The sequence below is a fragment of the Luteolibacter yonseiensis genome (assembly GCF_016595465.1).
Taxonomy (GTDB): Bacteria; Verrucomicrobiota; Verrucomicrobiia; order Verrucomicrobiales; family Akkermansiaceae; genus Luteolibacter; species Luteolibacter yonseiensis.
The window spans coordinates 171001-183413 of sequence record NZ_JAENIK010000012.1 but is presented as its reverse complement, the minus strand read 5'-3'; the positions used below and the strand labels follow the sequence as shown (position 1 = coordinate 183413).

The 12413-nt window shown below is 60.3% G+C and carries 12 protein-coding genes; 8 read left to right on the top strand and 4 right to left on the bottom strand.

Annotated features, from left to right (window positions below):
* The first annotated feature begins 101 nt into the window (after positions 1 to 101).
* From JIN84_RS16600 to JIN84_RS16585, 4 genes are all read left to right on the top strand, one after another.
* A complete protein-coding gene (locus JIN84_RS16600; protein ID WP_200352189.1) occupies positions 102 to 536 on the top strand; it encodes a DoxX family protein in 435 nt (144 codons plus the stop codon).
* A gap of 11 nt (positions 537 to 547) precedes the next feature.
* Entirely contained in the window at positions 548 to 994 is a 447-nt protein-coding gene (locus tag JIN84_RS16595; RefSeq protein ID WP_200352188.1) for a GNAT family N-acetyltransferase, read from the top strand.
* Positions 991 to 1614 carry a flavodoxin family protein gene (locus JIN84_RS16590; protein ID WP_200352187.1) on the top strand — a complete coding sequence of 208 codons (624 nt, stop codon included), beginning with the start codon at positions 991 to 993 and terminating at the stop codon, positions 1612 to 1614. Before JIN84_RS16595 ends, JIN84_RS16590 begins: the two co-directional genes overlap by 4 nt.
* 65 nt (positions 1615 to 1679) lie before the next feature.
* Positions 1680 to 2555: a YicC/YloC family endoribonuclease gene (locus tag JIN84_RS16585; protein ID WP_200352186.1), complete on the top strand. Its 876-nt coding sequence runs from the start codon at positions 1680 to 1682 to the stop codon at positions 2553 to 2555.
* Between the two features lie 88 nt (positions 2556 to 2643).
* On the opposite strand, the gene JIN84_RS16580 is transcribed toward JIN84_RS16585, so the two are convergent.
* Genes JIN84_RS16580 through JIN84_RS16565 form a run of 4 tightly spaced genes read right to left on the bottom strand, consistent with a single transcriptional unit; the run spans position 2644 to position 5451 of the window.
* Positions 2644 to 3258 carry an HD domain-containing protein gene (locus JIN84_RS16580; protein WP_200352185.1) on the bottom strand — a complete coding sequence of 205 codons (615 nt, stop codon included), beginning with the start codon at positions 3256 to 3258 and terminating at the stop codon, positions 2644 to 2646.
* Positions 3259 to 3298: 40 nt separating this feature from the next.
* Complete coding sequence (locus tag JIN84_RS16575) at positions 3299 to 4204, bottom strand: HvfC/BufC family peptide modification chaperone (RefSeq protein WP_200352184.1); 906 nt, start codon at positions 4202 to 4204, stop codon at positions 3299 to 3301.
* The gene (bufB, locus tag JIN84_RS16570) at positions 4191 to 5054 is read right to left on the bottom strand and encodes an MNIO family bufferin maturase (protein WP_200352183.1); all 864 of its coding nucleotides are present in this window, start codon (positions 5052 to 5054) and stop codon (positions 4191 to 4193) included. The genes JIN84_RS16575 and bufB overlap by 14 nt, the downstream gene beginning before the upstream one ends.
* A 55-nt stretch (positions 5055 to 5109) precedes the next feature.
* Complete coding sequence (locus JIN84_RS16565) at positions 5110 to 5451, bottom strand: hypothetical protein (RefSeq protein WP_200352182.1); 342 nt, start codon at positions 5449 to 5451, stop codon at positions 5110 to 5112.
* 410 nt (positions 5452 to 5861) lie between these two features.
* Here JIN84_RS16565 and JIN84_RS16560 point away from each other — a divergent pair, with 410 nt between their 5' ends.
* From JIN84_RS16560 to JIN84_RS16545, 4 genes are all read left to right on the top strand, one after another.
* Complete coding sequence (locus tag JIN84_RS16560; RefSeq protein WP_200352181.1) at positions 5862 to 7304, top strand: sugar MFS transporter; 1443 nt, start codon at positions 5862 to 5864, stop codon at positions 7302 to 7304.
* Between the two features lie 24 nt (positions 7305 to 7328).
* On the top strand, positions 7329 to 8435 hold the full coding sequence (locus tag JIN84_RS16555) for an ROK family protein (protein WP_200352180.1): 1107 nt from the start codon (positions 7329 to 7331) through the stop codon (positions 8433 to 8435).
* Positions 8436 to 8456: 21 nt separating this feature from the next.
* Positions 8457 to 10754, top strand: a complete 2298-nt coding sequence (locus tag JIN84_RS16550; RefSeq protein WP_200352179.1) for a GH92 family glycosyl hydrolase — start codon at positions 8457 to 8459, stop codon at positions 10752 to 10754.
* A gap of 111 nt (positions 10755 to 10865) precedes the next feature.
* Positions 10866 to 12323, top strand: coding sequence for a glycoside hydrolase family 125 protein (locus JIN84_RS16545; RefSeq protein WP_200352943.1), 1458 nt, complete (start codon positions 10866 to 10868; stop codon positions 12321 to 12323).
* Positions 12324 to 12413: the final 90 nt, after the last annotated feature.

Sequence of the window (12413 nt, the reverse complement as noted above, 5' to 3'; positions counted from 1 at the left end):
ACCGGTAAGGTCGGCTTTTGTGGTTCAATGAAAATAGTCATAGTGGCACTTCAGGATAAACCGGTCTGTTGCCACATTTGCCGGACTCCATGCCGCCACCTATGCAAATTCCATCCCGGATTCTCCCTCCCGCACTTTGGTTCGCCCGGATCGCCCTCTCCGCAGGCTTCCTTTCCGCCGTTGCGGATCGCTTCGGCCTCTGGGGTGCCCCCGGAGCCGGCGGTGTCGTCTGGGGGAATTGGGAAAACTTCGCCGCCTACTCGGCATCGCTCAACACATTCCTGCCAAACTTCGTGCAGGGACCGCTGGCGGTGACGGCCACAACGGCGGAAATACTGCTGGGCATCGGCTTGCTCATTCCCCGGCTCACCGTTCACGTCGCCCTCCTTTCCTGTCTGCTCCTTCTCGCATTCGGGCTGGCGATGATCATTTCCCTCGGGATCAAGGCACCGCTCGACTACTCGGTCTTCTCATCCGCTTCCGCCGCGCTACTGCTTGCCATGGTGGCAGGGAACGAAAAAGACACCACTCCCTGAAACCATACCCCATGGAAATCCACCACCCCGCCACCGATGACGAAATCAATGCCTGTTTCGCAGTCATTTCCGAACTGCGTCCACATCTGAAGAAGGATGATTTCCTCCCCCAGGTCCGCCGCCAGGAAATCCAGGGCTACCGCATGGTGACCGTCCGCGAGGGCGGAGTGATCACCTCCGTGGCCGGCTACCGCATCACCGAATTCCTCATCTGGGGCAAATTCCTCTATGTCGACGACCTGGTGACCGCTGGCAGCCAAAGGGGCCGCGGAAATGCCGGGGCGCTGTTGTCATGGATCATCGGCCACGCCCGTGAAACGGGCTGCAACAATGTCCAGCTTGACAGCGGTTTCACCCTCCATCCCGCACACAGGCTCTACCATTCCAAAGGATTCCACCTCGCCTGCCATCACTTCAAACACGACATCCACCCCACCCCCGACGCCACCCGCCCATGAACCCACCCTCACTCCAGGCACCTTCATCCCGTTCCGGTCCGCCCGTCGTCTCCGTCGTCACCCATTCCCCCAATGGACACACCGCGGCCATGGGGAAAGCCGTCGCACTCGGGGCTTCCTCCGTCGGAGGAGTGGTCGTCCATGAACACGCGATCCTCGGGACAGACATCCACGAAGGACGCTGGCTCAATGAGGAAATCCTGTCGGATCTGGATGCCTCGCACGCGATCATCATCGGCTCGCCCACGTTCATGGGCTGCGTTTCCTCCCAGTTGAAATCGTTCATGGACACCACCAGCGAGCGCTACCTGCGGCGGCGGTGGGTGGACAAGGTGGGGGCCGCGTTCACCGTTTCCGGCCTGCCCGCCGGGGACAAGGGCAACATGCTCACCACCTGCGCCACCTTCGCCCTCCAGCACGGCATGATCTGGGTGGGAGTCGCACAATCTCCTGTTTCCGGCGAAGGCATCAACCGCCTCGGCTTTTTCGCCGGAGCCGCCGGCCAGGCCTTGTTCGAACCTCCGACGGAGACCCCGAACGCGGAAGACAGGTTGACCGCGGAGTGCTTGGGAAGACGGGTCGCGGAAATCACCCTCCGCCTGTACGGACCAAGATCGTGAAATGACCCCACCCCCGGATTCGCTTCCCGATTGACCAACGGCCCATCACCCATGAGCCTCCGTCCATGCATTCAATGACAGGATTTGGCCGGGGTTCCTCCACGACGGACGCATGGCAGGCCGGGGTGGAAATCAGTTCCGTGAACCGCAAGCAGTCGGAGGTGGTCCTTCAGGCGCCGCGTGAGCTGTACGAGCTCGACACCCGGATCCGCAAGGCGGTGCTCGCCGCGGTCTCGCGCGGCCGGGTGCAGGTATCCATCACGGTGACTCCCCATCAAGCCACAGCCGAGGAGTTCAAGATAGACGCCGCTCTCGCCCTGGCGTTTTCCAAAGCCTTTGGCGAACTCGGGCGGACGGTCGGCTACCCCGTCCCCCCCACCGCCGCGGACTTCCTGCGGCAGCCCGGGATTATTTCCACCGGAACCAGGGAGATCGATGTGGAGGCCGCTTGGCTGGCCATCGAACCAGCCCTCGGTGACGCTCTCACGCAACTCGTCGCGATGCGCGCGAACGAGGGAGAACACCTGAAAGCGGATTTCTGGGAGCGTCTGGGAGTCCTGCATTCCTACGTCCGCAGGATCGAAAGCGAGGCTCCGGGCCGTCCGAAGCGGCAGAGGGAATTGCTCACGAAACGCCTGAGGGACGTCGGCCTCGAACTCGACCCCACCGACGAACGTGTCGCCAAGGAGATCGCGCTTTTCGCCGACCGCTGCGACGTGAGCGAGGAAATCACCCGCCTGGACTCCCACTTCGTGAAATTCCGTGAATACGTCCAGGCGTCCGAGCCACCCGGCCGCGCGCTCGATTTCCTCTGTCAGGAGTTGTTCCGGGAGTTCAACACCATCGGTTCGAAAGCAAATGACGCGTCCATCGCCCAGACCATCGTCGAGGCGAAGACCGAATTGGAGAAAATCCGCGAGCAGGTGCAGAACGTGGAATAAGAGGCTGCATGCCATGGCAGCATCGGATTCGTGAATCGTCCGCTCCAGCCATCCCCGGTCTGCGGACAAACCCTGGCTCGCGCTGATTTCAATTTCCCGGGAACAGCTTCTTCCGTTCGGCTTCCAGGTTTTCCCTAGCTGCTTCCTCCTTGTGGGAAAAAGATTCTGTCTCGAAAACAGGCTTGGCCAGAAAGTGATCCAAAACCGCGCGGCGACCGGCTTTGAAATCCTCATCCGCCACGTGCGCATACTCCCGGCGTATGGCGGACGCGTATGCCAGATACTCATCATCTGCGGAGGCGAGGATGGTGAGGTCGATGTCCCGCATGAGGGCCTCATCATCCCGGCCTGTCTTCTCACGCGAGTGATCCGTAGCGAGGATCAATCTCACCACCGTTTCGGCGAGATTGCGGTTCAAATGGCCACCCAATATCGATTCGAACAAGACGGCGCTTTGTGCCTCGTTATCGCGGGCCTTGGGGTCATAAACGACATCATGAAACCAGATGGCGAATTCCATCGCGATGTCGCCGGTGCGGGCCATATCCATTTCCCCCAACATCGAACCGATATGTCTCAAGTCGTGATAGTGCCGGTGAGGCTCCGAGTAGCGTGATTCGACCACCGCCCATGCGTCGGATGAGATAACGGATGGCACTCCCGTCCTGGCACACAGTTTCAGAAAACGTTCGCGAAGGCTCATGATCTCATGCGGCGGGGGTCCACAGCCGCTCCACGTCCAACTAATCCTCCATCGCCCTTGCTTGCGAGCCCATTTTATCGATGCGGCTCCAGTCCACATCTTTGACGCTCCGGTGGGACACCACGGCGAAATCCTCCACATCGGCAGCGGGCGGCAGGGCGATCCAACGACGGCTTTGCCAGTTGGCGAACCAGGATGAAACATCCTGCGGCTCGGGTTCCCGCTCCGTTGGTTCAGAAAACAGGCCGGCAAGCGTGCTGTGGTTCCGGAGTCTCGTGAGAAGCTCGAACTCCACCGGATCGAGCCTGCACCGGATCGCACCGCCATTCTCCCCGCGCCAGACCGCGAGATGCACCGGTGTCTCGCGTATCGGGGAGAAACTCTCCCAATCGTTACACAGGTCCGCTTCCACCGGCAGCGCGAGGAGTTTGACATGGGGCTGCAAACCGAGCGTCGCGCCCGCGAGTTGATCCGGTGGGACAGCTTCCCATTCCGCGGCTTCGTAAATCTCCATCTCCGCATACTCCAGCCGTGCGATCGCGGAAAACCAGCGGCGGCGTGATTCATCGATCACCTCCCACTCCGCGGTGAAATCCGCCACGCGGCTGCCGAGATGGCGGAGGGTGAAACTCGAGGAGGGACACTCCAGCAGGTAGGCTTCCATCAGCGCCCAGAAGATTTCCTCTCCCGCCATTTTCCGCAGCACGGGAAAGTCCTCGGCGATGGAATCCAACACACGGAACCAATATTGCCGGTGATACAGCTCCAACCGTTCGGCGGACGAGAGATTGGAACCGGCCTTCATAAGCTCATCCGCCTTTGCCAGAAACCCGGCGGAGTGTCCTTCATCCGATGGCGGCAGTTCGGTGCTGCGGCGGCTCCTGCCACGCAGCGGCATTTGCAAGGCGGCGAAAAACTCGCGCTGCGTTTGTTCAAGCGGCCGCATCGTCTCCTTTTTTCGCCAGTGCCGAAGCGCGCCAGGTTTCTGATTTGCGGGCTTCCGTCCATACCTCTTCGAAGGAAGGAATCCGCCCGTCCCACTCCAACAATGTCGCCACCGGGCCGCAGCGTTCGATGGCCCGTTCATAAAGCTTCCACACCGGATCGATCACCGGGTGGTCATGCGTGTCCACAATGAACCGCTCGTAGCGCGAATGTCCCGCGATGTGGATCTGGGCCACGCGTTCCGGCGGCACGAAATCCACATATTCCATCGGGTCGAATTCGTTGTTCACGGAGGAGACGAAGATATTGTTCACGTCCAAAAGGATCCCCACGTCCGCCAGTTCGCAGACTTCCGCGAGGAATTCCCACTCGGTCATCTCGTCACCGTTGAACTCGCCATAGCTGCTCACGTTTTCCATCGCGAGCGGCACTTCCAGGAAATCCTGCACCATGCGCAGGTTCGCCGCGGTTTTCCGGGCGGCTTCGAAGGTGAATGGAATCGGCAGGAGATCGTGGCTCATGCTGCCATCGATGCTTCCCCAGCAGAGATGGTCCGATATCCAAGGGGTGTTCGTCCGCCTGATGAGGCGCTTGAGCCGCTTCAGATGATCGCGGTCCACCCCGTGCGCGTTCCCCGGGTAGAGCCCCACCCCGTGCTGCACCACACGGTATTGCTCCAGAATCATGTCGAGCACCTCGAGCGGACGCCCTCCCTCGACCATGTAGTTTTCCGAAATGATCTCAAACCAGCCGACCGTCGGTTTTTCCGAAAGGATGTGTTTGTAATGCGGCGAACGCAGGCCGATGCCCGTCGCCAGTTCCACACCGCCGGTGAATCGCGAGGCTGTCATTGTTCAAAAAAGAAATCCCGCGATGGCGGAAGCCACCACGGGGTTTCGCAAATGATCAGAGAATTTCGCCTTCTTTCTTCTCCTTGTCTTTGCCCTTATCCTTGTCCTTGCCGGGGCAATCGTCCTTATCCTTGTCCTTCATCACCTTCTCTTCTTCCTTATCCTTGTCCTTTTCCTTCTTGTCCTTGCCCGGACAGTCGTCCTTCTCCTTGCCGTTCAGGATCTTTTCCTCTTCTTTCTTCTCCTTGTCTTTTCCCTTGTCCTTGCCGGGGCAGTCATCCTTCTCCTTCTCAGCGGCGACGGGCGAACCGGTTACCTGGGTGTTCTGGGCGAGGGTGGTTCCGGCGGCGAAGACTCCGGCGAGGGCGGCGGCCACGAGGGCGTTGCTGGTTTTCATTGGCTTTTTGTTGGTTGGTGGGTTGACAAGATCAACAAGGGTCCTAGCCATGTTCGTCTTGTATCGGATGAGACTTGCACCATCTGAAATTATTCCAATGATTTTTTCCAAGAGAATCCCGGTGGCTTCCCCGCGCGTTCCGCCCGCGGATTCCCCGCTTTCCGTGACGACCTGCCGCAATAGACGAATCGCGCCAGCCGATACCCGGATCGCGCCTAATTGAAAATGCCGCGCGGCCCGACCACGAAATGGTTGGAATTGGCCGTTTGATCCATAAGCATCGGCTCCACTCCACGCGGCGGCCTGACAGGCATTGGATTCCAAATGGCTTCACAAGAGCCGTTCGAATGTCTTTGAATGGCACCCCGCCCGGAGGACCTGCCATATACCCAGAACCCAGATCACAACCCATGACCACCACGCCAGCGCGATCCACCAATCGTTTCGCCTTCACCGCCGTCACAGCCCTGTTCTTCATGTGGGGCTTCATCACCTGTTTGAACGATCTCCTCATTCCGAAATTCAAGGAGGACTTCTCCCTGAACCAGACACAGGCGAACCTCGTGCAGTTCGCGTTCTTCGGTGCCTATTTCATCGTCTCGCTCATCTACTTCCTGATCTCCGCCGCCAAGGGCGACCCGATCAACAAGATCGGCTATAAAAACGGCCTGGTTCTCGGACTGGTGATCGCCGGGGTCGGGTGCTTCCTTTTCTATCCCGCTGCGGAATACCATCTCTACTCCCTGTTCCTCGGCGCCTTGTGCGTGCTCGCCGCCGGGATCACGGTGATCCAGATCGCGGCGAATCCCTACGTCACGATCCTCGGTCCCGAGGAAAGCGGCTCGTCGCGGCTGAACCTGGCCCAGGGGTTCTGCTCCCTCGGCTATGTGATCGCACCGTTCATCGGTGGCATCCTGATTTTCGGATCGGATGTCTTCAAGGGTGCCAACAAGGTCGGTCTGGACTCGCTCAAGATGCCCTATGTCAGCCTGGGCGTGCTGTTTGTCGTCATCGCCGTGATCTTCAAGCTGATCTCGCTGCCGAATTTCACCCAGGACGGCAAGGTCGAGCCCGGCATCACCGCATTCAAGCACAAGCATTTCGTGTGGGGCTGGCTGGCGATCTTCTTCTACGTCGGCAGCGAGGTGACGATCGGAAGCATCCTCATCAACTACCTCAAGGATCCGGGCGTCATGGGTCTGGCGGAAAGCCAGTCCGCCAAGTACCTGTCCTTCTGCTGGGGCGGATTGATGATCGGCCGCCTGATGGGCGCCATCTCGCTGGGTGATGTGAAACAGTCGCGAAAGCTGCCCTACATGATCCTCGCCGCGGTGATCTCCACCGCCATCATCTACGCCTGCGCGAGCGGCAAGGAATACCTCACCAGCGGCCAGCACCTCCATCCCGCCGACATCCTGCCGTTCATCGGCCTGATCGTGCTCAGCTTCATCTTCTTCTACCTCGGCCGCTCCAGCGCGGGCAAGATGGTCGGCTTGTTCGCGCTCGTCGCGGCGGCGCTCACGATCTTCTCGATGTGCACCCACGGTTCCTACGCCCTGTGGTCCATCCTCGGCATCGGTCTTTTCAACTCGATCATGTGGTCGAACATCTTCAGCCTCTCCATCCGCGGTCTGGGCAAGGACACCAGCCAGGGCAGCTCCCTGCTGGTGATGATGATCGTCGGCGGTGCCATCATGCCGCTGGCACAAGGCTGGCTGACCGACACCTACGGCATCCGCGCCTCGCTGGGCATCGTGTTGTTCGGCTACCTCTACCTGATCTTCTTCGGCTTCTTCGCCCCCAAGGCGAAGGGCAGCGAGAGTGACACGGTCAGGGTCGGCGGCGGCCATTGATTCCAGACAGCGACATCATCCGACATGACCACGAAGCTCGCTGACGACTCCCGCATCGTGATGACGCTCGATGCGGGCGGAACGAATTTCAAATTCTCCGCCATCCGGGGAAATGAGGCGGTCACCCGGCCGTTCTCGGTTCCTTCCAACGCGGACAACCTCGAACGCTGCCTCGCGACGCTGGTGGATGGCTTCGAGCGGGTGAAAAACTCCCTGCCGGATGCCCCGGTGGCGATCAGTTTTTCATTCCCCGGCCCCACCGACTACGCCCGTGGCATCATCGGGGATCTCGGAAATCTGCCGTGCTTCCGTGGCGGCATCCCCCTCGGTCCGATGCTGGAGGCGAAGTTCGGCATCCCCGTTTTCATCAACAACGACGGCGACCTCTTCACCTATGGAGAAGCGATCGCCGGGTTCCTGCCACACGTGAATTCCCTGCTGGAAAAAGCGGGCAGTCCGAAACGGTATAAAAACCTCTTCGGCGTGACGCTCGGCACCGGTCTGGGAGGCGGCATCGTCCGCGATGGAGAACTCTTCGGCGGTGACAACATCTGCGCCGGGGAAATCTGGCTGATGCGCCACAAGCTCCACCCCGAAACCAACGCCGAAGAAGGCGCCTGCATCCGCGCGGTGAAACGTGCCTATGCGGAACTGACCGGAACCCCGTTCGAGCAATCCCCGGATCCCAAAACCATCTACGACATCGGCACCGGCGGCATTGCAGGAAACCAGGCCGCCGCCATCGAATCGTTCCGCCGGCTCGGCGAAACGGTCGGCGACGTCGTCTCGCTCGCCACCACCCTCCTGGACGGTCTCACCGTCATCGGAGGCGGGGTGTCGGGAGCCTGGCCGTTGTTTCTCCCGGCCATCGTCGATGAGATGAACGGCAGCTACACCAGTCCGAAGGGGGAGCCATTCCGCCGGCTCGCCCAGCAGGCCTTCAACCTCGAGGACCCGGCGCAGCTCGCAACCTTCCTCCAAGGAGACAAGCGGGAGATCGTCGTGCCGGGAACAGGCGAGAAACTCAACTACGACCCGATGCCCCGCGTCGGTGTCGGAATGTCGCGCCTCGGCACCAGCGAGGCCGTGGCCATCGGTGCCTACGCCTACGCGCTGCACCAGCTGAAGTAACCATCAAATCCATACCTTACCATGAAACCCACCCTTATCCTCACCGTCCTCTCGGTACTGGGGATGTTCCCGGCATCCGCCGCGGAAAAATCCCTGGTCGAGCTTGCCAATCCGTTGCAAGGCACCGACTCCACCGGCGGCTTCTCGCATGGCAACACATTCCCCGCCATCGCCCTGCCCTTCCCCATGAACGTCTGGGCTCCCTACACCCAGCAGGCGAAGGATCCGTTCTACTACAACTACCGTCAGAACAAAATCCGCGGCATCCGCCAGACCCACCAGCCCAGCCCGTGGATCGCGGATTATGCGAATTTCTCGCTTATGCCGGTTTCGGGCAAACTCGTCGTGAAGGAAGACGACCGCGCGTCGGAATTCCGCCATGAGAATGAAATCGCGAATCCCGGCTACTACAGCGTCCACCTCGACACCGCGAAAGCCACCGCGGAGGTCACCCCCACCGAACGCTGCGCGAGCTTCCGGTTCACCTTCGACGAAGCGGGCGATTCCTATGTCGTGCTCGACGCGTTCGCGAACAATTCCTCGGTGGAGATCATCCCCGGCGAAAACAAGATCGTCGGCATCTGCCGCAACAACAACGGTGGTGTTCCGGAGAATTTCGCCAACCACTTCGTCATCGTATTCGATCGTCCGTTCACCGCCCACGGCACCTGGACCCCGGATGCGATCCAGGAAGGCCAGGCCAAGCTCGCGGACAAGCACGTGGGTGCCTATCTGAAATTCGACACCAGCGGCAGCAAGGTCGTGAGCTGCAAGGTCGCCTCGTCCTACATCAGTCCGGAGCAGGCGTTGATCACGCTGGACCGCGAGATCGGCAAGTCCGACTTCGAAGCGGTCCGCAAGCAGGCCGCCGCCAAGTGGAACGAGACCCTCGGCCGCATCAAGGTGGACGGCGGAACGGAGGAACAGCGGCGCACGTTCTACAGCGCGCTCTACCGCAGCGTGATCTTCCCGCACTCGTTCTTCGAGTATGATGCCGCGAACAAACCGGTCTATTTCAGTCCTTTCGACGGCAAGGTGCACGAAGGCTATTTCTATACGGACACCGGCTACTGGGACACCTTCCGCGCCTCACACCCCTTGTACAACATCCTGTTCCCGGAAATCAGCGGACAGATCATGCAGGGCATGCTGAACGCGTATGACCAGAGCGGCTACCTGCCCTCATGGCTCAGTCCCGGCCACCGCGACTGCATGATCGGCAACCACGCCTTCTCCCTGTTCGCCGACGCATGGGTCAAGGGCATCCGCAATTTCGATGGTGAAAAGGCGCTCGCCGCGATGGTCCACGACGCGAACACCCAGGCCCCCGCCAACTGCAAATCCATCGGCCGCGATGGCGCGGAGTTCTACAAGACCAAGGGCTATGTGCCTTATCCCGAGTTCAAGGAATCCACCGCGAAGACACTCGAGTTCGCTTATGACGATTTTTGTGCCGCGGTAATGGCCAAAAGCCTCGGCAAGACCGCCGAACAGGAAGCCTTCTCCAAGAGCGCGCTGAACTACAAGAACGTGCTCGACGACTCCATCGGCTTCGTCCGCGGACGGAAGTCGGACGGCAACTGGTGCGAAAACTTCGATCCCACCGAGTGGGGCGGTCCCTTCACCGAAGGAAACTCGTGGCACTGGACATGGAGTGTCTTCCAGGACATTCCCGGCCTGATCAAGCACCTCGGCGGCGACGAGGCGTTTGGTAAGAAACTCGACCAGGTCTTCTACACCCCGCCGGATGTCAAGGTCGGCACCTACGGCCAGATGATCCATGAAATGACCGAGATGGTGGCGTCCAACATGGGCCAGTACGCCCACGGCAACCAGCCGATCCAGCACATGATCTATCTCTACAACTACGTCGGCCAGCCGTGGAAGACCCAGGCCCGCGCCCGCGAGGTGATGAGCCGGCTCTACCAATCCACCCCCGATGGTTTCTGTGGCGACGAGGACACCGGACAAATGTCCGCCTGGTATGTTTTCAGCGCCATGGGTTTCTACCCCATGTGTCCCGGCACCGACGAGTATCTCATCGGCAGCCCGTTGTTTGACAAGGCCACCATCAACCTGCCGGACGGCAAGCAGTTCGTCATCAACACGAAGAACAACGGACCGCAGCGCCCCTACATCGGCGATGGGTTCTTCAACGGCAAGTCCTTCGACCGCACCTGGCTGAAACATGGCGAGATCATCAGCGGCGGCGAACTCACCTTCGACATGCGCTCCACCACCGACCACAAGTGGGCCACCCATCCGGAAGCCCTGCCGCACGGCGGAATGACGGAACTCGCGAAGCCTGCGGGAAAATAAGATCGTTCCAGCCCATCCGAACCGCACCACAATCGGGGAGTTTCGCCACTCCCCTGAAACCGGCCGTCCGATCCGGCCGTTACCTGACCCAGCATTCACACCCTATTTGACATGAACCCAGAAAAAACACCCGACACCCGCGACCGGTCCACCTGGAGCCGCCGCAATTTCATGCAACGCACCGCATTGGCAGCCTCCGCGCTGGCTCTCGCTCCATCCGTCCACGCCGCGGATGCCGCGTTTCCCGTAGTCCGCACGCCTGTCGAAAAGCGCAAGTTCAAGAGCGCCGCCATCGATGCCGCGATCGAAAAATTCAAGTCCTCCGTCGGCAACAAGGAACTCGGCTGGCTGTTCGAAAACTGTTTCCCGAACACTCTGGATACGACCGTCGAGTTCAAGATGATCGACGGCCGTCCGGACACCTACGTCATCACCGGCGACATCGACGCCATGTGGCTGCGCGACAGCTCGGCACAGGTTTATCCCTATCTCCACTTCATCAAGGAAGACAAGCCGCTCAAGGATCTCATCGCGGGCGTCATCAACCGCCAGACGCGCTGCATCCTGAAGGACCCTTACGCGAACGCTTTCTATGAAAACGATTCGGTTGACGGACATTGGAAGGACGACATGACCGACATGAAACCCGGCGTGCACGAGCGGAAATGGGAGATTGACTCGCTCTGTTACCCCATCCGCCTCGCCTACGAGTATTGGAAGACCTGCGGCGACGTTTCCCCATTCGATGAAAAATGGCGCGAGGCCATCAAGCTCACGCTCAAGACGTTCATCGAGCAGCAACGCAAGAACGGCAAGGGACCCTACCACTTCATGCGCAAGACCGAGTATGCGACCGATTCGCTGCCCGGCCGGGGTTACGGGAACCCGGCGAAGCCCGTCGGCCTGATCTACTCCGCCTTCCGCCCCAGCGATGACGCGACGATCTTCCCCTTCCTCATTCCATCGAACTTCTTCGCCATGGTCAGCCTGCGCCAGGCGGCGGAGATGGTGGAAACAATCGTCAAGGACAAGGAACTCGCCGGCGAGTGCCGCGCCCTCGCGGACGAGGTGGAGAAAGCGCTCGCCGAGCACGCCATCGTCCACCATCCGAAAGGAGGCAAGGTATACGCTTTCGAGGTGGATGCCTTCGGCAACTTCTACTGCACCGACGACGGCAACATCCCGAACCTCCTCTCCCTTCCCTACCTCGGCGCGGTGAAGCAGGACGACGAGATCTACCTGAACACCCGCAAACTGCTGCTTTCCGACCAGAATCCCTACTGGTGCATCGGCAAGGCCGCCAACGGACTCGGCGGACCACACGTCGGCGTGGACATGATCTGGCCGCTCGGCGTGATCGTCCAGGCCCTCACCGCCACCGACGACGCCGAACTGAAAGGCTGCATCGAGACCCTCCGCAAGACCCACGCGGACACCGGCTTCATGCACGAGGCGTTCCACAAGGACGACCCGAAGAAGTTCACCCGCTCGTGGTTCGCCTGGGCGAACACGATCTTCGGAGAACTTCTCTGGACCACCTACCAGAAGAATCCGAAGCTGCTGGATTGATCCCGGCCCGCTGATTTCGAAAAGCCACCGGCGATACCCGTCGGTGGCTTTTTTGTGAATGCAAAAGAAGTTTCAGCGCGAAGGTCAAGG

Excerpts from the sequence above, each read along its gene's own strand:
- JIN84_RS16545 (WP_200352943.1), top strand. The coding sequence starts at position 10,866 with ATGAACCCAGAAAAAACACCCGACACCCGCGACCGGTCCACCTGGAGC.
- JIN84_RS16590 (WP_200352187.1), top strand. The coding sequence starts at position 991 with ATGAACCCACCCTCACTCCAGGCACCTTCATCCCGTTCCGGTCCGCCC.
- JIN84_RS16550 (WP_200352179.1), top strand. The coding sequence starts at position 8,457 with ATGAAACCCACCCTTATCCTCACCGTCCTCTCGGTACTGGGGATGTTC.
- JIN84_RS16585 (WP_200352186.1), top strand. The coding sequence starts at position 1,680 with ATGCATTCAATGACAGGATTTGGCCGGGGTTCCTCCACGACGGACGCA.
- JIN84_RS16560 (WP_200352181.1), top strand. The coding sequence starts at position 5,862 with ATGACCACCACGCCAGCGCGATCCACCAATCGTTTCGCCTTCACCGCC.
- JIN84_RS16565 (WP_200352182.1), bottom strand. The coding sequence starts at position 5,451 with ATGAAAACCAGCAACGCCCTCGTGGCCGCCGCCCTCGCCGGAGTCTTC.
- JIN84_RS16575 (WP_200352184.1), bottom strand. The coding sequence starts at position 4,204 with ATGCGGCCGCTTGAACAAACGCAGCGCGAGTTTTTCGCCGCCTTGCAA.
- JIN84_RS16555 (WP_200352180.1), top strand. The coding sequence starts at position 7,329 with ATGACCACGAAGCTCGCTGACGACTCCCGCATCGTGATGACGCTCGAT.
- JIN84_RS16595 (WP_200352188.1), top strand. The coding sequence starts at position 548 with ATGGAAATCCACCACCCCGCCACCGATGACGAAATCAATGCCTGTTTC.
- JIN84_RS16580 (WP_200352185.1), bottom strand. The coding sequence starts at position 3,258 with ATGAGCCTTCGCGAACGTTTTCTGAAACTGTGTGCCAGGACGGGAGTG.
- JIN84_RS16600 (WP_200352189.1), top strand. The coding sequence starts at position 102 with ATGCAAATTCCATCCCGGATTCTCCCTCCCGCACTTTGGTTCGCCCGG.
- bufB (WP_200352183.1), bottom strand. The coding sequence starts at position 5,054 with ATGACAGCCTCGCGATTCACCGGCGGTGTGGAACTGGCGACGGGCATC.